The organism is Pseudomonas sp. Irchel s3b2 (genome assembly GCF_900187445.1).
Taxonomy (GTDB): Bacteria; Pseudomonadota; Gammaproteobacteria; order Pseudomonadales; family Pseudomonadaceae; genus Aquipseudomonas.
The window spans coordinates 118,847-140,562 of sequence record NZ_FYEB01000001.1 but is presented as its reverse complement, the minus strand read 5'-3'; the positions used below and the strand labels follow the sequence as shown (position 1 = coordinate 140,562).

Sequence of the window (21,716 nt, the reverse complement as noted above, 5' to 3'; positions counted from 1 at the left end):
CGCCCCACGCCCCGCTATACTTGCCGGCTTTTCCTGAATAAATGCCAATAGGGTCCCGCCGCGCATGGATAAGACCTACCAGCCGCACGCCATTGAAACTTCCTGGTACAACACCTGGGAGTCCGAGAACTACTTCGCCCCGCAAGGCGCGGGCGAGTCCTACACCATCATGATCCCGCCGCCGAACGTCACCGGCAGCCTGCACATGGGTCACGGCTTCAACAACGCGATTATGGACGCCCTGATCCGTTTCCGCCGCATGCAGGGTCGCAACACCCTGTGGCAGCCGGGTACCGACCACGCCGGTATCGCCACGCAAATGCTGGTGGAGCGTCAACTCGAAGCCCAAGGCCAGAATCGCCATGATCTGGGCCGCGAAAAATTCCTCGAGAAAGTCTGGGAATGGAAGGATCAGTCCGGCGGCAACATCAGCCGTCAGATCCGCCGCCTCGGCTCGTCCGTGGACTGGAGCCGTGAGCGCTTCACCATGGACGACGGCCTCTCGGAAGCGGTTAAAGAAGCGTTCGTGCGCCTGCACGAAGACGGCCTGATCTATCGCGGCAAGCGTCTGGTCAACTGGGACACCAAACTGCACACGGCGATTTCCGACCTCGAAGTGGAAAACCACGACGAGAAAGGTTTCCTGTGGAACCTGAAGTACCCGCTGGCCGATGGCGCCAAAACCGCTGAAGGCAACGATTACCTGATCGTCGCGACCACTCGCCCGGAAACCATGCTCGGCGACGCCGCCGTGGCCGTTAACCCGAACGATGAACGCTACAAAGCCCTGATCGGCAAATTTGTCGAGCTGCCACTGGTTGGCCGCCGCATCCCGATCATTGCCGACGATTACTGCGATCCTGAATTCGGCACCGGTTGCGTGAAAATCACCCCGGCCCACGATTTCAACGACTACGAAGTCGGCAAGCGCCACAACCTGCCACTGCTGAACATCTTCGACAAGAACGCCAATGTTCTGCCCGCAGCCCAGGTGTTCAACCTGGACGGCACGCTGAACACCGAAGTCGACGGCAAACTCCCGGCCGAATACGCCGGCCTCGACCGCTTCGAAGCGCGCAAACAGATCGTGGCTGCATTCGAAGCCGCCGGCCTGCTGGTCAGCGTCGACGATCATGCCCTGAAAGTGCCGAAAGGCGACCGCTCCGGCACCATCATCGAGCCGTGGTTGACCGACCAGTGGTACGTTTCCACCAAGCCATTGGCCGAGCCTGCCATCGCTGCGGTTGAAGACGGCCGCATTCAGTTCGTGCCAAAGCAATACGAAAACATGTACTTCTCGTGGATGCGTGACATCCAGGATTGGTGCATCAGCCGTCAGCTGTGGTGGGGCCACCGGATTCCGGCCTGGTACGACGAGTCGGGCAAGGTCTATGTCGGTCGCGACGAAGCCGAAGTACGGGCCAAGAACAACCTCGGCCCGGACGTTGCGCTGCAACAGGACAACGACGTTCTGGATACCTGGTTCAGTTCGGGCCTGTGGACTTTCTCTACGCTCGGCTGGCCGGAGCAGACCGAATTCCTGAAGAAATTCCACTCCACCGATGTACTGGTGACCGGTTTCGACATCATTTTCTTCTGGGTTGCCCGGATGATCATGCTCACCATGCACTTGGTGAAAAACGAAGACGGCACGCCGCAGGTTCCGTTCAAGACTGTTTATGTGCACGGTCTGGTGCGTGATGGCCAAGGCCAGAAGATGTCCAAATCCAAGGGCAACGTCCTGGACCCACTGGACATCATCGACGGCATCGAGCTGGAAGAGCTGGTGCAGAAACGCACCTCCGGCATGATGCAGCCGAAACTGGCGAAGAAAATCGAGAAGCAGACCCGCGACGAATTCGCCGACGGCATCGCCAGCTACGGCACCGATGCCCTGCGCTTCACGTTCTGTTCGCTGGCATCGACCGGTCGTGACATCAAGTTCGACATGGGCCGCGTCGAAGGCTATCGCAACTTCTGCAACAAGATCTGGAACGCCGCGCGCTATGTGCTGGACAAGGGCGAAGACTGCGGTCAGAACGGCGAAGCCTACGAGCTGTCCCTGGCAGATCGCTGGATCATTTCGCAACTGCAACGCACCGAAGCCGAAGTGACCCGTCAGCTCGATCAGTTCCGTTTCGACCTGGCCGCACAAGCCTTGTACGAGTTCATCTGGAACCAGTATTGCGACTGGTACCTGGAACTGTCCAAGCCTGTGCTGTGGGACGAAAATGCACCGGTCGAACGTCAGCGCGGCACCCGTCGCACGTTGGTTCGAGTGCTGGAAGTCGCGCTGCGTCTGGCGCACCCGTTCATGCCGTTCATCACCGAAGAAATCTGGCAGCGCGTCGCGCCGCTGGCCGGTATCGAAGGCAAGACGATCATGCTGCAACCTTGGCCAGTGGCCAATGAGGCGCGCATCGATCAGGCCGCCGAAGACGACATCGAATGGCTCAAGGGCCTGATGCTCGGCACGCGTAACATCCGTGGCGAAATGAACATCGGTCCGGGCAAGCCGCTGAACCTGTTCCTGAAAAACGTCAGCGCCGAAGATCAGCGCCGCCTCACCGAGAACGAAGCCCTGCTGAAGAAGCTGGCGCGTCTGGAATCGATCACTGTGTTGAAGGCCGGCGAAGAAGCACCGCTGTCCGCCACCGCACTGGTCGGCGAGATGGAAGTGCTGGTGCCGATGGCCGGCCTGATCGACAAGGACGCCGAACTGGCTCGTCTGGACAAGGAAATTCTGCGTCTGCAGGGCGAAGTCCAGCGGGTGGGCGGCAAGTTGTCCAACGCCGGTTTCGTTGATAAGGCCCCGGCCGAAGTCATCGAGAAGGAACGCGCCAAACTGGCCGAAGCTGAACAGGCTTTGGGCAAGCTGGCCGAGCAGCATGCGCGAATTGCCAGCTTGTAACGGCAAGTCGCAATGAAAAAGGGAGGCCAGATGGCCTCCCTTTTTTATGCCCGCAAAACACCAGCCCCCCCCTTTCTGTAGGAGCGAGGATCCCCCGCGCTGCCATTGTCTGTGGGACAATACTCGCCACTTTTAGCCATACCCGAATCGACAACGCCCATGAACGCCCCCCGCACACCAAGACCTGCGCGCAAGAAGCCTGATTCCGCTACCCCGGCCAAAGCCGTGGAGCCCCGCGAGAAGGCCAGCCTGCACCCGCGCAATCGCCATCAGGGTCGTTACGACTTCCCGGCGCTGATCAAGAGCACGCCGGAACTGGCGAAGTTCGTGATCATCAACCCGTATGGCAAGGAAAGCATCGACTTCGCCAGCCCGGACGCGGTGCGGGTGTTCAACCGGGCGCTGCTCAAGTCGTTCTACGGCATTGCCCATTGGGACATCCCGGCCGATTACCTGTGCCCACCCGTTCCGGGCCGCGCCGACTACGTGCACTTTTTGGCCGACCTGCTGGCCAGCGTCAACGACGGCGAGATTCCTCGCGGTGCGCCGGTCAAGGTGCTCGATATCGGCATGGGCGCCAACTGCGTCTATCCATTGATCGGCTACAGCGACTACCGCTGGCACTTCCTTGGCTCGGAAATCGATCCGACGGCCGTGGCCGCCGCCAAAGCCATTGTGCAGTCCAACGGGCTGAACAAAGCCATCCAGCTGCGCCAGCAAAGCAATCCCAAGCATATTCTGCTGGGCCTGCTCGAACCCGGCGAACGCTTTGACCTGACCATGTGCAACCCGCCGTTCCACGCCTCGATGGATGAGGCTACCCGGGGCAGTGAGCGTAAATGGCGCGCACTGGGCCGCGCCGACCCGAAACGCAAACTGCCGGTGCTGAACTTCGGCGGCCAGTCCGCCGAACTGTGGTGTGAAGGTGGCGAAGCGCGGTTTGTGACGCAATTGATCGCCGAGAGTGCGCATTTCCAACACAAAGTGCTTTGGTTCAGCACCCTGGTCTCGAAAGCCTCGAACCTGCCTGCGATCCAGACGGCGCTGAAAAAGGCCGGCGTATTGGAAAGCCAGGTTGTGGAAATGTCCCAAGGGCAGAAGCAAAGCCGATTTGTCGCCTGGACCTTCCAGACTAAAAACGAACAGCAGGTCTGGCGCGAACGTTGGGTTCGCAAAAGCTGATTAACTGACCGACGCAAATCAAAATGTGGGAACGAGCCTGCTCGCGAAAGCGGTCTTACATTCAACATTGATGCTGAATGTTATGGCCCCTTCGCGAGCAGGCTCGCTTCCACAATTGGTTTAGCGGTATGTGCGGGAACACCGCCAAATCGCAGACACAAAAAAACCGTGCCCGGATTGCTCCGGAGCACGGTTTTTTTAACAAATCTTACTTGTTGACAGCGTCGGTCAGGCCTTTGGCTACAACCAGCTTGATCACTTTCTTGGCAGCGATTTCGATGGCAGCGCCAGTCGAAGGGTTGCGGCCGGTACGGGCAGGACGCTCAGTCACTTTCAGCTTGCCGATACCTGGCAGGGTGATTTCGCCGCCGTTTTCCAGCTGATCGGCAACGATTTGGCCCAGTTGGTCCAGAGCGTTACGCGCGGTGGTTTTTGGCGCGTCGATAGCTTCAGCGATGTCGGCGATCAGTTGGTCTTTAGTAAGAGCCATGTAATGTTCCTTCCCTATCAAATTCATATGGATTGCAGAGTGCAGTGTCAGCCATCGAGCCCGATCTTCTGGATCTGGCACCCTCGGCCATAACCACGACGAGTCGGGGTAATAGATACCGAAATCAGGGTTTGGTTCGACCTGACAAATGCTGAATGCACGCTTAACGCAGTGACTTCGCGTAAGACCGGGCAAAACTAGCACAGAGACGGGGAAATATCCGCCTCTAGCTACCCATTTGGTCAGCTTTATTGCTCTAAATCGGCAAAAAACTGCATAAGGGCCGTCGGACAGCTTCGAATTGCCCTTGGTACCACGCCAAAACCAGTGGTTGCGGTACACTGGGCGCTTTTTCGGGGGAGCACGCCCTCCTCTCTCAATCAGCCGAGAAGCCCATGCCGATCCGTCATTGCATCGTCCACCTGATCGACAAAAAACCCGACGGCACACCCGCAGTTCTTCATGCCCGCGATTCCGAACTGGCTGAGTCCAGCGCCATCGAGAACATGCTTGCCGACCTCAACGAGAGCTACAACGCCAAACAAGGCAAGGCCTGGGGGTTCTTCCATGCCGAGTCCGGGGCGCATCCGTTCAGCGGCTGGCTGAAGGAATACTTCGACGGTGGCAAAGATTTCACGGCCTTCAGCCGGGTGGCGGTGGAGCATCTGCAAAAGCTGATGGAAGAGTCGAACCTCTCTGTGGGAGGCCACGTGCTGTTCGCGCATTACCAGCAGGGCATGACCGATTACCTGGCCATCGCCCTGCTGCACCACAGCGAAGGCGTGGCAGTGACCGATCAGCTGGACGTGACCCCTTCGCGACACCTGGACCTTGGCCAGTTGCACCTGGCAGCGCGGATCAACGTCTCCGAGTGGCAGAACAACAAGCAGTCCAAGCAGTACATTTCGTTCATTAAAGGCAAGAACGGCAAAAAGGTTTCGGAGTACTTCCGCGACTTCATCGGCTGCCAGGAAGGCGTCGACGGCCCCGGCGAAACCCGCACCCTGCTCAAGGCCTTCAGTGACTTCGTCGAAAGCGAAGACCTGCCGGAAGAGTCCGCGCGCGAAAAGACCAAGACCCTGGTGGATTACGCCAGCAGCCAGGCAAAAATGGGCGAGCCCATGGGCCTGGAAGAATTGTCCGGGCTGATCGACGAAGAACGCCCGAAAGCCTTTTACGATCACATCCGCAATAAAGACTACGGCCTGTCGCCTGAGATCCCGGCGGACAAGCGCACACTGAACCAGTTCCGCCGCTTCACCGGCCGTGCCGAGGGCTTGTCCATCAGCTTCGAAGCGCACTTGTTGGGCTCGAAGATCGAATACGACGAAGAAGCCGGTACGCTGATTATCAAAGGCCTGCCGACCCAATTGACCGACCAACTCAAGCGACGCAACTGATGCTCGGCGGCGTGTTGAAGAAATGCCTGCTGATCCTGCTGGTGGTCGTTGTTTACCAGAACTGGGGCAAGATCGAGCGGGTGTTCCACCCCTCGCAAGTGGTGTCTGAGCAGACCCAGGCCAAGGCCAACGTCGTGCTCTACGCCACCGAATGGTGCGGCTACTGCAAGCTGACCCGACGCTTTCTCGACCAGAAGGGCATTCCGTACAAGGAATTCGATATCGAGAAAGATGCCCTGGCGCGTAAAGCCTACGAGGCGCTGGGAGGACGCGGGATTCCGCTGATCGATGTGAACGGGACGCTGATTCGCGGGTATGACCCCGACAAGGTTCTTGCTGCGCTGGAATAACTCATTCGGCCCACACAAAACCCGTAGGAGCGAGGCTTGCCCGCGAAGAACGATAACGCGGTGTATCTGTTGCACCGTGTTTTCGTTCTTCGCGGGCAAGCCTCGCTCCTACAAGAGATCAACACGCTTCGATGCGGAATCCAAACCGCGGAAAGTGCACATGCACGACGCCAGCTCGCTCGTCTTCACGACGCAGAATCAACTCTTCGCTGCCCGCAAACAGCAATTCACCCGCCACGGGATCAACCCCATAATCGGTGGCAGCAATCACCACCTGCTGGCCAACCTCGAACCCGTTCGGCTCCTCGAACTGCTCATCCGGCAACGCGGCCGGCGTGGCGTTGCGCGCGACCTCAAGCGCCTCCTCAGAAGTCATCTCGCTGAATGCGCCATGACCAAAGCCCATCACCCGGCCAAACCACGCCGACACGGCCGGATAAGCATCCACCAACGGTGAGGTCACGTGCGTTGCTTTGAGGAACCACAGCGAGTGAGCCAAGGCAAAGTCGGCAATCGACGGCTCGCCAAACAAGAAGTCGCCCTGTTCGCGCTGAAGCTGCTGCTCCAGACGCGCCATGATCGTTGGCCACTGATGCCGAGCCTGCTCGGCCGCCAACCGTGTGGCGCTGCCACCACTGAACAAACCGGCGCGATCGGCCAGGAAGCCCTTGATCGCTTCCGGTGACAATTTACCGAAGCGCACTGCCACCGATGCCGGCTGGAATACCAGGCTGACCGCATGCTGGAACACCACCGAATCTGCCCATGCCGCGAAGGTTGAGGTGATCATTTCCTGGCCTTCCGGGAAAAATGCCGGCAAGGCTTTTTCCTGCTCCAGACGACGAGCCATCAACGCGGTGTCGCAATAGACATCAGCACCAATCTGCAACACCGGCGTCTTGCGGTAACCGCCGGTCAGGGCCGTCAAATCGGGTTTTGGCATCACTGGCGAGATATTCACCGAGCGCCAGGACAGCCCCTTGAAGCCCAGCAGCAAGCGGGCCTTTTCGGCGAAAGGGGACGTCGGGTAATGATGCAGAATTAACTCGGACATGCTCGGCTCCGCCGCTCGAATAAGGAGCCAGCAGCTTAGCGCGCAATCCGCAAGCGGCCTACCCATCTGCCTGATGGGCGCGTATCAGTCAGATTGATAAGCCTGCAGCCGCGCTCGCCACCAGACATTCCTTGGCGCTTTTCTTGAGTTTTTTGATCAGACGTTCCTGGCGCAGTGCTTCGCTTTTGTCGCGGCAGATTTCGGTGTAGACCAGTGCCACGGCCGGGCTCGATAGGAAGAAGCGCGCGCCTTTGCCACTTTGGTGAGTAGCAAAACGGCGGACGGGATCGTCGCTGATCCCGCAGTAGAGCGAACCATTGGCCGCGCGAACGAGGTAGACGAACCAGGGTTTGCTGACGGGCAGCGGCGGTTCGGCGGCAATGACGGAAGATTCGCTCGAGGTGTTCACGTGACGATCAAGGCTTGTAGGAAACAAGCCGCGATCTTATCAGCGACTGGCCTGGAATGCCTTCAGCCCCTTCAGCGCCTGAGCACGAACGGCGTTTCTCACCACCGGCGTCCAGCCCAACAACAACCCTTTGAAACCCAGCGCCTGACGCGACCAGCGCCACAGATCAAAGCTGTCGTGATGCTCGCAGATCTTGCCGTCGCGAAAGACGAAACGCGCTTGAATATCATTGACCACGGTGTTGCCGGTCTGACTGAACAAATAAGTCGCGACCCAATGAGCCCCACCGGTGCGCTCGTCGCTGCGCACATTGTCGAAGGTCAGGGAGAAATCCTTCGCTCGGGTGGTCAGCATGCGCCACATGTCGCCGGCGTCGCGCCCGCGCAGTTCGCCGAATGCCGGATCACTGAACACCACGTCGTCGGTGTAGCAGGCGCTCATGGCCTCGGCATCCAGGCGCTGGAAGGCTTGGTAGAACCGGGTGATCAAGGCGTTGTGGGCATCACTCATGGGCAGGCTCTCTGGGTTGCAAAGTGGCGTCGAAAGATTGCCTGCACGATAGTCAACAACTGCACAGAACACTATCGGCATTCGTGGCCCGAATACCGACAGTGCGCAAAACGTCAGACTTTCTCGCTTTCAACCTGGACGTACAACGAACGCCCGGCACCGAGGCCGGCGATGATCGCGCCCAGGCCGATGACGCCGAAGATCCAGCCCAGAGCGTTCCAGCCACCGGTCCAGTCATGCACCACGCCGACCGCGAACGGCCCCATGGACGCCAGGGTGTAACCGAAGCCCTGGGCCATGCTCGACAGATTGGCCGCGACATGAGCGTCCCGCGAGCGCAGCACGATCAGGGTCAGCGCCAAGCTGAACGTGGCGCCCTGCCCCAATCCCAGCAGGATCGCCCAGCCCCACAAGCCATCGATCGATGCATAGAGGCAACCGAACAAACCGCCGAGAGTCATTGCCATGACGATCACGATTGCCAGCCGCTGATCCTTGCCGCGCGTCGCCAGCCAAGGGGCTGCCAGCGAGCTGATCAACTGGACAATCACCGAACCCGACAACACCAGACCGGCCTGGGTTGGCGTCAGACCGCGGCCGATCAGAATCGACGGCAGCCAGCCAAACACGATGTAGGCCAAAGACGATTGCAGGCCCATGTACAAGGTCACTTGCCAGGCCAGCGGATCACGCAGCAGCCCTCGGACCCGATAGGCAACATGATGCGCGCCGTGTTTCTGACCGACTTGTGGCAACCAGAAAATCGCCGCGACCAACGCTGGAACCACCCAGAAGCCGAGACCCAAGGCCCAGCTCTTATCGAAATGTTCGCTCAACGGCACGGTTGCCCCAGCCGCCATGGCCGCGCCCAGGCACAGAGCCATGGTGTAGACGCCGGTCATGGTGCCGGCCTGTTTCGGGAAATCGCGTTTAACAATGCCAGGCAGCAGCACGCCGATCACCCCGATGCTGGCGCCGGCCAGCACGCTGCCAGCGAACAGACCAACTTCGCCGAACGAACTGCGCAAAATGATCCCGCCAGCCAGCATTAGAAGAATCCCCAACACCACTCGCTCGGCCCCAAAACGGCGTGCCAGCACTGGCGCCAATGGCGCGAACAGACCAAGGCAAAGTACCGGCAAGGTAGTCAGCAACCCGGCCTGGGCGGCCGATAACCCCAGCGTCTTCGAGATCTCGCTGAGTATCGGCGCCATGCTCGACAACGCTGGACGTAAATTCAGCGCCACCAGAATCAGACCGAGCAACAGCAACCATGGTCGCTGAAGGACCGGGTGAATTTGCTGAACCTGTTCGTCGTCGGCCTCGGCGTCGATCAACAGCTCTTCGAGCTCCGCCGTGCGCTTGAGCTCCGTGATGCTGCTGTTGCTGTTGCTGGCCTGCTGGGCGGACATGGGGATCTCGGTTTCAAGGTTCATTGATCAACTGCCTCGACAGGGCTTTGGCCCGTTCCGGGTCGCGTTGCTCGACGGCATCGAGCAGTTCGACATGAAGGTCGAACACCGCTTGGCGTCGGGGGGAGATGTTCAGGGTCTGGCGCAAGTGCGCGCCGACGATGCTGGAGAAGTAGCGATACAACTCGCTAAGGGTCGGGTTGTGCGCCGCATCCACCAGTCGACGGTGAAACACCAGATCGCAGGCGATGTAGGTGTCGAGATCGCCGTGGTAGTGACTGCCGCTGACACCGAGCGCTTCGCGCAATGCCACCAGGTCTTCCTCGGTACGGCGTAACGCGGCCAGACCAATGGCTTCGACTTCCAGAATGTGCCGGGTTTCCCGAGCCTGTTCCTGAGTACAACGGGACAGCGCCTTCATGGTGTCCAGCGGATCAATCACCGCCCGCAGATAACTGCCGTCGCCCTGTCGAATCTCGATCAACCCGGAAAACGCCAACACGCGCATGGCTTCACGCACCGTGTTGCGGCTGATGCCCAGCTCAGTCGCCAGTTCCGGCTCGGTGGGCAAGCGCTGGCCGACCGTCCAGATGCCTTGATTGATGCGCAGGCGTAACTGGTCCAGGGCCTGATCGACCAGGGATCGTTTAATTAATGGAGAAATATCTGACATAGGATTCGCCCTTTCATCCAATCATAGGATGAATTTTCTGACATGTTAGTCAGCTTCATCCGAGAGGGCAACCTGCCCCTAACAGGGCGATCGCGGTTTCAAGGCGCTTTTCTCGGTTATTTCCTAGAGCCTTCTGTGTCAGCGGCAGAAAACCTTCGCACGCGGAGTGATTTCCCACACCCCTCGCAAGAATCAGCTGACATCCCTCGGAACCTCCGAGCGTCAGACTTCACGATGTTGATTCGCGGGCGTTTTCGCCCGGTACTTGAATAGAAGGAAGAGAAAAACACATGGAAGAAGTCAATTTCGGCAAGAAGGGTGGCCGCTCTTTTTTTTTGAAGAAAAGTCAGGACCTGCTCGCCGTACGCAGCCAGGCGGGGAAAAGTCTCGCTGCGACCCTGTGCTGCGAAAAAGCCGATCAAGCACTGGGCGACGGGCAGCTGTTACTGCACATTGAGGACGCCGACGTGCAAATCTTCAAACTGCCGCAAGATTCTGATGTATCCCGATGCAAGGCTTTGCTGCGGGAATTGCCGGATGTGCGTTTCGCCGGAAGTGTGCTCGTCGATCCTCATACTCAAGAGCCCGTTCTTTACACCGAGAATATTTTTTTGAAGTTTGTTGACCTGCTCCCCCCGACACAGTGCCTGGTCATACTCGATGAGCTGGGTCTGACCATCAAGCAGCAGGTTCCCTACGCGGCGAACGCCTTCTTCGTTCAACACAAGAATTGCTGCGGCACTGACGTGTGCTCATTCGCACTTGAACTGCTAAAACGTGAGGATATCGACTACTGCCACCCGGAAATGTTGCGCCAGGGACAACGTCGGGCGATCCACGACAATCAATGGCACCTGAAAAAAACCACCGTGACCTATCACGTCCAGATTGATGCCAGTGCCAACGTCGAAGCGGCCCATGACCTGGCCCAGGGTGAAGGGGTCGTAATCGCAGTCATCGATGATGCCTTTGATATCGACCACCCTGAATTCGCCGGATTCGGCAAAGTCGTCGGGGCGCAAAACTTTGACCGGCGCAATGCCAGACAAGGTCCACGTCCGAAAAACGACCTTGAGCGCCACGGAACGGCAGCCGCCGGTGTCGCTTGCGCCAATGGTGAAGTCGGCGCCAGCGGCGTTGCTCCTCGGGCCAGCCTCATGCCGTTAAAGCTCACCAAGCCTTTGGGCGCGCGGGCTGAAGCGGACGCATTTTTCTGGGCTGCCGACCAGGGTGCCGACATCATTTCCTGCAGCTGGGGCCCGGCCGAAGGGCATTGGGCTGACCCTACCGACCCTCGGCACACGCAGGTGTTTCCGCTTGCCGCCAGCACACGACTGGCCATCGAGTACGCCGCGACCAAGGGACGCAATGGAAAAGGATGCGTCATCTTTTTTGGTGCCGGCAACGGGAACGAGAACGTGGATAACGATGGGTATTCCAGCCATCCCATGGTCATTGCCGTCGGTGCCTGCAATGACCAAAACCGACGCAGTGCCTACAGCGACTACGGAAAGGCGCTCTGGTGCTGCTTTCCCAGCGGCGATCAATCTCACCCGGACCCAAAATTCCAACCCGCCACCTCAACGCCACAAACTCGAGGCATTCGCACCACGGATTTGAGCGGCAAGTTTGCCGCCCCAAACAACGCGGCCTACACTGAATCGTTCAGCGGCACCTCCAGCGCCTGCCCGGGGGCGGCAGGCGTGGCAGCGCTGGTGCTGGGGGTCAACCCGATACTGGATCGCGAATCGGTCCGACAGATCCTGGCCGATTGTTGCGACAAGATCGGCCATGCCGATGATGGCCCGCTCGGTCAATACGACCAGTGCGGCCATAGTCATTACTACGGATACGGTCGTCTCAATGCACTTCGAGCGGTGCACCTGGCGCTTGAACGCAAGGAAACGCAGAGCTAAATCGGACGGGGAAGCCCTTCATAAGCTGTGCCTCTGCCGCACCATCCTGCATGTGGGTTGGCAATGGTCAGCTCTCGGCGGGTCTTTCACCCACAAGATCGCACCATGCTGGTCGCACCAAAAATAAACCCGGAACATAGTCCGGGTTTATTTCACTGCCTGGCGTCGATCAATGCAGGATCTGGCTCAAGAACAGCTTCGTACGCTCGTTCTGCGGGTTGTCGAAGAAGTCGTTAGGCGCAGCCTGTTCGACGATTTCACCCTTGTCCATGAAGATCACGCGGTTGGCCACGGTACGGGCGAAGCCCATTTCGTGGGTTACGCAGAGCATGGTCATGCCGTCTTCGGCCAGGCCGATCATGGTGTCCAGAACCTCTTTCACCATCTCTGGGTCGAGTGCCGAAGTCGGTTCGTCGAACAGCATGATTTTCGGTTTCATGCACAGGGCACGGGCAATCGCCACACGCTGTTGCTGACCGCCGGACAGTTGCCCCGGGTATTTATGCGCCTGCTCCGGAATGCGTACGCGCTCCAGGTAATGCATGGCGATTTCTTCGGCCTTGCGCTTGGGCATCTTGCGCACCCACATCGGTGCCAGCGTGCAGTTTTGCAGGATGGTCAGGTGCGGGAACAGGTTGAAGTGCTGGAACACCATGCCGACTTCGCGGCGGATCGCTTCGATCTGCTTGAGGTCGTTGGTCAGTTCCACGCCATCGACCACGATGCGGCCCTGCTGGTGCTCTTCCAGACGATTGAGGCAGCGGATGGTGGTGGATTTGCCGGAACCCGACGGACCGCACAAAACGATACGCTCGCCCTGCTTGACGTTCAGGTTGATGTCTTTCAACACGTGGAACTGGCCGTACCACTTGTTCACGCCCTGCATCTGAATAATGCCTTCAGGGCTCACAGGCTGTTTGATCGCTTCACTCATAAACTACGCTCCTAACGCTTGTGGCCAGTGTCCAGCTTACGTTCCAAATGCATGGAGTAGCGGGACATACCAAAACAGAAAATCCAGAACACCAGGGCCGCGAACACATAGCCTTCAGTGGCCATGCCCAACCATTTCGGGTCGGCGGCGGCTTGCTTGACGCTGTTGAGCAAGTCGAACAGGCCGATGATGATCACCAGGCTCGTGTCCTTGAACAGCGCAATGAAAGTGTTGACGATGCCTGGGATCACCAGCTTCAGAGCCTGCGGCAGAATCACCAGGCCCATGCTGCGCCAGTAACCGAGCCCCATCGCCGCAGCCGCTTCGTACTGACCTTTGGGGATCGCTTGCAGACCGCCACGCACCACTTCGGCGATGTAGGCCGACTGGAACAGGATCACGCCGATCAGCGCCCGCAGCAGTTTGTCGAAGTTCATGCCTTCGGGCAGGAACAACGGCAACATCACCGAAGACATGAACAGCACCGTGATCAACGGCACGCCGCGCCAGAATTCGATGAAGGTCACACAGACCACTCGAATCGCCGGCATGTTCGAACGTCGGCCCAGGGCCAGAACGATACCCAGTGGCAGTGCACCGACGATACCGACAGTAGCGATCACCAGGGTCAGCATCAGGCCGCCCCACTGGCTAGTTGGTACTTCGGTCAGACCAAACCAGCCACCGTGCAACAAGGTGTAGGAAATGATCGGATAGAGCACCAGAAAGCTCAGGCCGTAGATTGCCTTGTGTGGAACACGTGCGATGAACAGCGGCGCCACGCCAATCACCGCCAGCCACACGGTCAGGTCTACGCGCCAGCGCAGGTCTGTCGGGTAGTAACCGTACATGAACTGGCCAAAGCGCTGCTGAATGAACACCCAGCAGGCGCCCTCCTTGGTGCAATCGGCGCGGGTGGTACCGACCCAATTGGCGTCGAGAATCGCCCAGCTCACGATCGGGGGAACGACCAGATAAATCAGATAGAACGCGAACAGCGTCAGCAGGGTGTTGATCCAGCTGGAGAACATGTGCGCCCGCATCCACGCCACAATACCGATGCTGCTGCTCGGTGGTGGCATGTCGGGTTTGAAAGTATGAGTCGTCATGCGCTCTTCCTTACCGCTCGATCAGCGCAATGCGCTTGTTGTACCAGTTCATCAGCAGGGAAATGCTGATACTGATCGCCAGGTACACGCTCATGGTGATGGCAATGACTTCGATCGCCTGTCCGGTCTGGTTCAGCACCGTACCGGCAAACAACGACACCATCTCCGGATAACCGATACCGGCCGCCAGCGAAGAGTTTTTCGCCAGGTTCAGGTATTGGCTGGTGAGCGGTGGAATGATCACGCGCAGGGCTTGCGGGATGATCACCTTGCGCAGGGTCGGACCGTTGCGCAACCCCAACGAGTGGGCCGCTTCGGTCTGGCCGTGGCTGACCGACTTGATGCCTGAACGCACGATCTCGGCGATAAACGCCGCGGTGTACACCGTCAGGGCCAGGGTCAGCGCCAGCAGTTCCGGGATCAGCACCCAGCCGCCTACAAAGTTGAAACCTTGCAGCTGTGGCATTTCCCAATGCAGCGGAGCGCCGAAGATCAATGCGCACAGCGCCGGGATCACCAGGAATATCGCCAGGCCGACCCAGAATTTGTGGAACGGTACGCCGGTCGCTTCGAAACGCTTGTTGGCCCAGCGGCACATCAGCACGATCGCGACAATGGCCACGACGATGCTCGCCACAAACGGCCAGAAACCGTCCGCCGCCAACGCTGCCGGCATGTTGAGACCACGGCTGCTGACGAAGAAGGTATCGCCGAAGTTATGGCTGTTACGCGGCCCTGGCATGGTCAGGAACACGGCAAAGTACCAGAACAGGATTTGCAGCAACGGCGGAATGTTACGGAAGACCTCCACATAAACTGTCGCCAGCTTGGCAATGATCCAGTTCTTCGACAGCCGTGCCACACCGACGATGAAACCGAGGATCGTCGCCAGGATCACACCGATAAAGGTGACCAGCAGAGTGTTGAGCAGGCCGATGACAAACACCCGGGCATAACTGTCCGATTCGGTGTAGTCGATCAGATGCTGAGCAATACCGAAACCGGCGCTGCGCTCAAGAAAGTCGAAACCCGAAGTGATGCCCCGGTGCTGGAGGTTGGTTTGCGTGTTGTCGAACAGAAACCAGCCCAGCGAGACCACCGCGACAATCGTGATGATCTGAAATACCCACGCACGCACTCGTGGATCGCTGAGGCTGAGCCTCTGCTTTGGTGCGCCGATTGAATTTTGCATGAAGTGCCCCGGAAATAATGGAACAGAACATCACCCGGTGGTTGGCCCACCGGGTGATAGAACCATCAGCGCACTGGTGGTGCGTATTGAATGCCGCCAGCGTTCCACAAGGCGTTCAGCCCGCGGTCGATTTCCAGCGCAGTGCTCTTGCCAAGGTTCTTCTCGAACACTTCGCCGTAGTTACCCACTTGCTTGACGATTTGCACGACCCAGTCTTTCTTCACTTTCAGGTCTTTGCCGTATTCACCGTCAGTGCCCAGCATACGAGCCACGTCCGGGTTCTTGGTGGCTTTGGCTTCGGCTTCGACGTTCTTCGACGTGATGCCTGCTTCTTCAGCGTTGAGCATGGCGTAGCCAGTCCAGCGCACGATAGCCAGCCACTCGTCGTCGCCGTTACGCACGACCGGGCCCAGCGGCTCCTTGGAGATGGTTTCCGGCAGAACCACGTAGTCCTTCGGCGAGGCCAGCTTGCTGCGCTGGGCGAACAGTTGGGACTTGTCGGAGGTCAGTACGTCGCAACGACCGGATTCCAGCGACTTGGCGCTTTCATCGGAAGTGTCGAAGGTGATCGGGGTGTATTTCAGACCGTTGCCGCGGAAGTAATCGGAAACGTTCAGTTCAGTGGTAGTACCGGCCTGGATGCAGATGGTCGCGCCATCCAGCTCTTTGGCGCTCTTGACGCCCAGCTTGTTGTTTACCAGGAAGCCGATGCCGTCGTAGTAAGTGATGAAGCCCGGGAACTTGAGACCCATGCCTGCGTCACGGGAGCTGGTCATGGTGGTGTTGCGCGACAGGATGTCGATTTCACCGGACTGCAGCGCGGTGAAGCGCTCTTTGGCGTTCAACTGGCTGAATTTGACCTTGGTCGCATCACCGAAAACGGCAGCGGCCACAGCACGGCAGAAATCAGCGTCGATACCGACGATCTTGCCAGTGGAGTCCGGAACCGAGAAGCCCGGCAGACCGTCACTTACACCGCACTGTACGAAACCTTTCTTTTGCACTGCATCCAGGGTTGCACCCGCCTGAGCGAACCCACTGACACCGAGCACTGCGGCTGCAGTCACGACGGCCAGGGTGGATTTCAACATCTTCATTCAAACCTCCAGTTTTGCTCTTGTTGTGTCGGAGCTTGAGCCCTGTCGCACCCTTTTGAGGCGTTGCTGACCCTTGTTGGCTTTTTTTAGGGTCAACCGACGTAAGGACCGTCGCCATGAGTCTAGTAGGAGAAAATCCACATTATGGATAACTCCCTTCTCACCAATCGGCCGAACGGGCTGTAGCCCTTTCACGTTCGCGAAGCCCGTAACGGCCACTGGCGAACATCCATCACCGGATTCTTTGCTATCCCACGACCAGCCGTACACTGATAGTGTTACCGCCAGGCATGAGATTGGTTGCACAGGTTTCCCCATAGCAAACCCCGTACCAGACCGCTCGCTAAAGCGATTAAGCGACAGGTCAATAGCAAAACTTTCAGCCTTGCGACATCTTCTTAACTGATCAACCAGACGCGCACTCAGAGCTCGCACTTAAATGAGAACGCACGCACACATATGGAGCACCCATGACCGAGCCCTTGATTCTGCAACCCGTCAAGCCCGCAGACGCCTGCGTTATTTGGCTGCACGGGCTGGGCGCCGACCGCTACGATTTCCTGCCGGTGGCTGAAGCGCTGCAGGAAATACTGTTGACCACTCGCTTCGTCCTGCCCCAGGCACCGACTCGCGCCGTCACTATTAACGGTGGCTACGAAATGCCGAGCTGGTACGACATATTGGCCATGAGCCCGGCGCGCGCGATCAGCCGAGAGCAGCTGGAGGCGTCCGCGCAACGGGTCTTTGATTTGATCGAAGAGCAGAAGGCCAGCGGAATAGACGCCTCGCGCATTTTTCTCGCCGGGTTTTCCCAAGGTGGCGCCGTGGTGTTGCACACGGCCTTTGTGAAATGGCAGGGACCGCTAGGTGGCGTACTTGCCCTCTCGACTTATGCGCCGACCTTCAGTGATGAACTGGAGCTTTCCGCCAGCCAGCAGCGCATTCCCGTGCTGTCTTTGCATGGTCAGTATGATGACGTTGTGCAAAATTCCATGGGCCGGACCGCCTATGAGTATTTAAAGCAGCGTGGTGTCACCGTGACATGGCAGGAATACCCAATGGGCCACGAAGTGTTACCCGAAGAAATTCGTGACATCGGCGTCTGGCTCGCCGAGCGTTTGCGTTAAAAGCTACCCATTGATCCATCCCCCTACGCCGCGCCCGATTCTTGCATTACACTGGCCGGCGTATATTCCTTAACCAATTGATGAGATGACCGTGCTCAAAGCACTCAAGAAAATGTTCGGTAAAAGCGAGACTGAGCAGCTCGCGCCAGTCTCCAGCGCTCCTTCTCATACTCCCAGCCACCGCACCGACGGTAATCAGCCTGGCCGGACCGCAACCGTAGCGGCACCGAAACACGAGCCGGTGACCACACCGACCGCCCCCGCAGCCCCGGCCATCGCCTCTGAGCAGCCGCGCAGCGAAGCCCCGAAACCGGCAAAACCGCGTCGCGAACCAAAGCCAAAAGCGCCGGTTATTCCCTGGAAACTCGAAGACTTCGTGGTCGAACCCCAGGAAGGCAAGACCCGCTTCCACGATTTCAAACTCGCCCCCGAACTGATGCACGCCATTCAGGACCTGGGCTTTCCGTATTGCACGCCGATCCAGGCGCAGGTGCTCGGCTTCACCCTCGCGGGCAAAGACGCCATCGGTCGCGCCCAGACCGGCACCGGCAAAACCGCCGCGTTCCTGATTTCGATCATTACTCAGCTGCTGCAAACCCCGCCGCCCAAAGAGCGCTACATGGGTGAGCCGCGGGCACTGATCATCGCCCCGACCCGGGAACTGGTGGTGCAGATCGCCAAGGATGCAGCCGACCTGACCAAGTACACCGGCCTCAACGTCATGACATTTGTTGGCGGCATGGATTTCGACAAGCAACTCAAGCACCTCGAAGCCCGTCATTGCGACATCCTCGTGGCCACTCCGGGTCGCTTGCTCGACTTCAACCAGCGCGGCGATGTGCACCTGGACATGGTCGAAGTCATGGTGCTGGACGAAGCCGACCGGATGCTCGACATGGGTTTCATCCCACAAGTGCGTCAGATCATTCGCCAGACTCCGCCGAAGAACGAGCGCCAGACGCTGTTGTTCTCCGCGACCTTCACCGACGACGTGATGAACCTGGCCAAGCAATGGACCACCGACCCGTCGATCGTCGAGATCGAAGCGCAGAACGTGGCCAGCGAAAACGTCGAGCAACACATCTACGCGGTGGCCGGTGCCGACAAATACAAACTGCTCTACAACCTGGTCAACGATAACGGTTGGGAGCGGGTGATGGTCTTCGCCAACCGCAAGGACGAAGTGCGGCGCATCGAAGAACGCCTGGTACGCGATGGCGTCAACGCGGCGCAACTGTCTGGCGATGTGCCGCAGCACAAGCGCATCAAGACTCTGGAAGGTTTCCGCGAAGGCAAGATCCGCGTACTGGTGGCCACCGATGTTGCCGGTCGCGGCATTCACATCGATGGCATCAGCCATGTGATCAACTTCACCCTGCCGGAAGTCCCGGACGACTACGTGCACCGCATCGGGCGTACCGGCCGTGCCGGCGCGGATGGCGTGTCCATCAGCTTTGCCGGTGAAGATGACTCTTACCAGCTACCGTCCATCGAGGCGCTGCTGGGTCGCAAGATCAGTTGTGAAACACCACCGACGCATCTGCTGCGGGCGGTTGAGCGCAAGCGCCCGTAACTCGGGCCTTTCAGAAAAAGGCGCAGCCGGAAACGGACTGCGCTTTTTTTTCGTCCGGCTTTTTTCAACAGGACTTGCTAGAGACAACTAAAAGTCCATAATGGACAAATTAGTTTACTTTCAGCGCCCGGAGCCGACCATGCCCAGCACGCCTTACGTGATCACCCAACCCCAGGCCCGCGAACTGCTGGCGCAAGTTGATGTGCCGCAGATCCTGCGCAAGTTGTTCCGCGACCTGGCCGCCGGGCAAGCCGTGCAGCCGGCGCAACAGTTGGTGGAATTTCCGAAGGGTGCCGGGGATTTCATCAACTACCTGGGTGTGCTGGCCGAAGACGGGGTATATGGCGTCAAGACGTCGCCTTACATTGTGCGCGAGCAAGGCCCGCTGGTGACTGCCTGGACGTTGCTGATGTCGATGCAGACCGGCCAGCCGCTGCTGCTCTGCGATGCCGGTGAACTGACCACGGCACGCACCGCCGCGACGACGGCGGTGGCAGTCGATGCCCTCGCGCCGTTGAAGGCCCAGCGCCTGGCGATCATCGGCAGCGGCAAGGTGGCCCAGGCGCATCTGCACTACGTCAAGGGTCTGCGGGACTGGCAAAGCATCAACCTTTATTCGCCGAGCTTGAATGGCAAGAACCTCGAAGCGCTGGCACAGCTTAAAAGCCTTGATCCACGGCTGACCCTCGCCGACAGTTGCGAAGCTGCGATTCAGCACGCCGATGTGATCATGCTCTGTACCTCGTCCGCCGGACCGGTGATCGACCCGTCAAGTTTAAGCAGACCAGCGCTGATCACCTCAATCAGCACCAATGCGCCACGCGCCCATGAAGTGCCGCCGCAGAGCCTCAATGACATGCAGGTGTTCTGTGACTATCGTCAGACCACTCCGGGCTCGGCCGGCGAAATGCTGATCGCCGGTGAGCAGCATGGCTGGGACAAGCGTTCGATTGTCGGCGACCTGCCTGACTTGCTCAGCGAAAAAGTCCAGCGCCCTGAATACGACCGCTCGGTGTTCTTCCGTTCTATCGGCCTGGGCCTGGAAGACATCGCACTGGCCAATGCCCTTTACCAACTACAGCACTGACACCACAACCCCCTGTAGGAGCGAGGCTTGCCCGCTCCTACAGGGGGAATTCCACAGTTTCGGCATTTGCGCGCCACAGGAGACGTTCATGAGCCAGGCAGATTTCATCATCATCGGCGGCGGGATTGCCGGCGCTTCCACCGGTTTCTGGCTGTCGCAGCACGGGCGGGTGATTGTGCTCGAACGCGAATCCCATCCGGCCTATCACTCCACCGGACGCTCGGCGGCGCTGTTCACCGCCGCCTACGGTACACCGCAGGTTCGGGCATTGACTCAGGCTAGCCGCGACTTCTTCGATGCACCGCCGCCCGGTTTCTGCGAACACCCGCTGCTGACCCCGCGCGGCGAGATGACCGTCGACTTCACCGGCGACCCGGCCGAACTGAACAACCAATACCTGAGCGCCAAAGCCACGGTGCCGGAAATGCAATTGCTCAGCGCCAGCGAAGCCTGTGCGCGCCTGCCGATCCTGCGTCGGGAAAAAGTCCATGGCGCGATCTACGACCCGACCGCCAGCGACATCGATACCGACGCCCTGCATCAGGGCTATTTGCGCGGTATCCGACGCAATAAAGGCGAGGTCCATACCGATAGCGAGGTACTGAGCCTGAGCCGTGATGCCGAAGGGCAATGGCAGGTTCAAACCAACACCCAGACCTTCAGCGCCCCGATCATTATCAACGCCGCCGGTGCCTGGGCCGACAAGATTGGCGAACTGGCTGGCGCCCGACCGCTGGGCTTGCAACCCAAGCGCCGGGCAGCTTTTATCTTCGCCGGCCCCGACGGTCTGGACATCCATGACTGGCCAATGCTGGTCAGCCTCGATGAATCCTTCTATATGAAGCCTGACGCCGGCATGCTCCTCGGTTCACCGGCCAACGCCGACCCGGTAGAACCGCACGACGTACAGCCCGAAGAGCTGGACATCGCCATGGGCATCTACCAGATCGAAGAAGCCACCACCCTGACCATCCGCCGCCCGACCCGCACCTGGGCCGGCCTGCGCAGTTTCGTGCGCGACGGGGATTTGCTGTCCGGCTTCGATCAGCAGGTGCCGGGGTTGTTCTGGGTCGCGGCGCAAGGCGGCTATGGCATCCAGACGTCGCCAGCCATGGGCCAGGCCAGCGCTGCACTGGTACGTGGTGAAGCCTTGCCCGAGCAGCTCATCCGTTTCGGCCTGGACGCCGAGATGCTCTCCCCCGCCCGCCTGGGCTGATCCTGATTCTGATTCCGATGCTCAGGTGACGTGTCCACACGATTGCGGCAAACTTCCAGCGTCCCTTTTTTAAC

General features: G+C 59.1%; 19 protein-coding genes. 9 read left to right on the top strand and 10 right to left on the bottom strand.

Annotated features, from left to right (window positions below; translation table 11 throughout):
• The first annotated feature begins 64 nt into the window (after positions 1-64).
• Both CKW20_RS00695 and rlmF read left to right on the top strand, forming a co-directional pair.
• Complete coding sequence (locus CKW20_RS00695; protein ID WP_095051234.1) at positions 65-2,911, top strand: valine--tRNA ligase; 2,847 nt, start codon at positions 65-67, stop codon at positions 2,909-2,911.
• 159 nt (positions 2,912-3,070) lie between these two features.
• On the top strand, positions 3,071-4,093 hold the full coding sequence (gene rlmF / locus CKW20_RS00690; RefSeq protein ID WP_095051233.1) for a 23S rRNA (adenine(1618)-N(6))-methyltransferase RlmF: 1,023 nt from the start codon (positions 3,071-3,073) through the stop codon (positions 4,091-4,093).
• A gap of 208 nt (positions 4,094-4,301) precedes the next feature.
• Here the strand turns inward: rlmF and CKW20_RS00685 are convergent, their stop codons facing one another.
• Positions 4,302-4,583: an HU family DNA-binding protein gene (locus CKW20_RS00685; RefSeq protein WP_007905514.1), complete on the bottom strand. Its 282-nt coding sequence runs from the start codon at positions 4,581-4,583 to the stop codon at positions 4,302-4,304.
• Between the two features lie 395 nt (positions 4,584-4,978).
• Between CKW20_RS00685 and yejK the strand changes: the two genes are divergently transcribed.
• Positions 4,979-5,983, top strand: a complete 1,005-nt coding sequence (gene yejK, locus CKW20_RS00680) for a nucleoid-associated protein YejK (RefSeq protein ID WP_030129792.1) — start codon at positions 4,979-4,981, stop codon at positions 5,981-5,983.
• Positions 5,983-6,333, top strand: coding sequence for a glutaredoxin family protein (locus tag CKW20_RS00675; RefSeq protein ID WP_095051232.1), 351 nt, complete (start codon positions 5,983-5,985; stop codon positions 6,331-6,333). Before yejK ends, CKW20_RS00675 begins: the two co-directional genes overlap by 1 nt.
• Before the next feature lie 118 nt (positions 6,334-6,451).
• Here the strand turns inward: CKW20_RS00675 and CKW20_RS00670 are convergent, their stop codons facing one another.
• The 5 genes from CKW20_RS00670 to CKW20_RS00650 all read right to left on the bottom strand — a co-directional run bounded on the left by CKW20_RS00670 (position 6,452) and on the right by CKW20_RS00650 (position 10,391).
• Entirely contained in the window at positions 6,452-7,387 is a 936-nt protein-coding gene (locus tag CKW20_RS00670; protein ID WP_095051231.1) for a glutathione S-transferase family protein, read from the bottom strand.
• A gap of 88 nt (positions 7,388-7,475) precedes the next feature.
• A complete protein-coding gene (locus CKW20_RS00665) occupies positions 7,476-7,796 on the bottom strand; it encodes a GIY-YIG nuclease family protein (protein WP_038981663.1) in 321 nt (106 codons plus the stop codon).
• A 39-nt stretch (positions 7,797-7,835) separates the two neighbouring features.
• On the bottom strand, positions 7,836-8,306 hold the full coding sequence (locus CKW20_RS00660) for a nuclear transport factor 2 family protein (protein ID WP_095051230.1): 471 nt from the start codon (positions 8,304-8,306) through the stop codon (positions 7,836-7,838).
• 113 nt (positions 8,307-8,419) lie between these two features.
• Positions 8,420-9,742, bottom strand: coding sequence for a CynX/NimT family MFS transporter (locus CKW20_RS00655; RefSeq protein WP_095051229.1), 1,323 nt, complete (start codon positions 9,740-9,742; stop codon positions 8,420-8,422).
• On the bottom strand, positions 9,732-10,391 hold the full coding sequence (locus tag CKW20_RS00650; protein ID WP_095051228.1) for a FadR/GntR family transcriptional regulator: 660 nt from the start codon (positions 10,389-10,391) through the stop codon (positions 9,732-9,734). The genes CKW20_RS00655 and CKW20_RS00650 overlap by 11 nt, the downstream gene beginning before the upstream one ends.
• Before the next feature lie 290 nt (positions 10,392-10,681).
• Here CKW20_RS00650 and CKW20_RS00645 point away from each other — a divergent pair, with 290 nt between their 5' ends.
• Positions 10,682-12,307: a S8 family serine peptidase gene (locus tag CKW20_RS00645; protein WP_095051227.1), complete on the top strand. Its 1,626-nt coding sequence runs from the start codon at positions 10,682-10,684 to the stop codon at positions 12,305-12,307.
• 169 nt (positions 12,308-12,476) lie between these two features.
• Here the strand turns inward: CKW20_RS00645 and CKW20_RS00640 are convergent, their stop codons facing one another.
• From CKW20_RS00640 to CKW20_RS00625, 4 genes are all read right to left on the bottom strand, one after another.
• Positions 12,477-13,241: an amino acid ABC transporter ATP-binding protein gene (locus CKW20_RS00640; RefSeq protein WP_008053474.1), complete on the bottom strand. Its 765-nt coding sequence runs from the start codon at positions 13,239-13,241 to the stop codon at positions 12,477-12,479.
• An 11-nt stretch (positions 13,242-13,252) separates the two neighbouring features.
• Positions 13,253-14,350, bottom strand: coding sequence for an amino acid ABC transporter permease (locus CKW20_RS00635; RefSeq protein ID WP_095051226.1), 1,098 nt, complete (start codon positions 14,348-14,350; stop codon positions 13,253-13,255).
• Positions 14,351-14,360: 10 nt separating this feature from the next.
• The gene (locus CKW20_RS00630; RefSeq protein WP_095051225.1) at positions 14,361-15,542 is read right to left on the bottom strand and encodes an amino acid ABC transporter permease; all 1,182 of its coding nucleotides are present in this window, start codon (positions 15,540-15,542) and stop codon (positions 14,361-14,363) included.
• 65 nt (positions 15,543-15,607) lie between these two features.
• On the bottom strand, positions 15,608-16,639 hold the full coding sequence (locus CKW20_RS00625) for an amino acid ABC transporter substrate-binding protein (RefSeq protein WP_095051224.1): 1,032 nt from the start codon (positions 16,637-16,639) through the stop codon (positions 15,608-15,610).
• Positions 16,640-17,109: 470 nt separating this feature from the next.
• On the opposite strand from CKW20_RS00625, the gene CKW20_RS00620 reads away from it, so the two are divergent.
• The 4 genes from CKW20_RS00620 to CKW20_RS00605 all read left to right on the top strand — a co-directional run bounded on the left by CKW20_RS00620 (position 17,110) and on the right by CKW20_RS00605 (position 21,642).
• Entirely contained in the window at positions 17,110-17,766 is a 657-nt protein-coding gene (locus CKW20_RS00620; protein WP_095051223.1) for an alpha/beta hydrolase, read from the top strand.
• Positions 17,767-17,851: 85 nt separating this feature from the next.
• Positions 17,852-19,339, top strand: coding sequence for an ATP-dependent RNA helicase RhlB (gene rhlB, locus CKW20_RS00615; protein ID WP_095051222.1), 1,488 nt, complete (start codon positions 17,852-17,854; stop codon positions 19,337-19,339).
• 139 nt (positions 19,340-19,478) lie between these two features.
• On the top strand, positions 19,479-20,426 hold the full coding sequence (locus CKW20_RS00610; protein WP_176466840.1) for an ornithine cyclodeaminase family protein: 948 nt from the start codon (positions 19,479-19,481) through the stop codon (positions 20,424-20,426).
• Between the two features lie 88 nt (positions 20,427-20,514).
• Entirely contained in the window at positions 20,515-21,642 is a 1,128-nt protein-coding gene (locus CKW20_RS00605; protein ID WP_095051220.1) for an FAD-binding oxidoreductase, read from the top strand.
• Positions 21,643-21,716 lie beyond the last annotated feature (74 nt).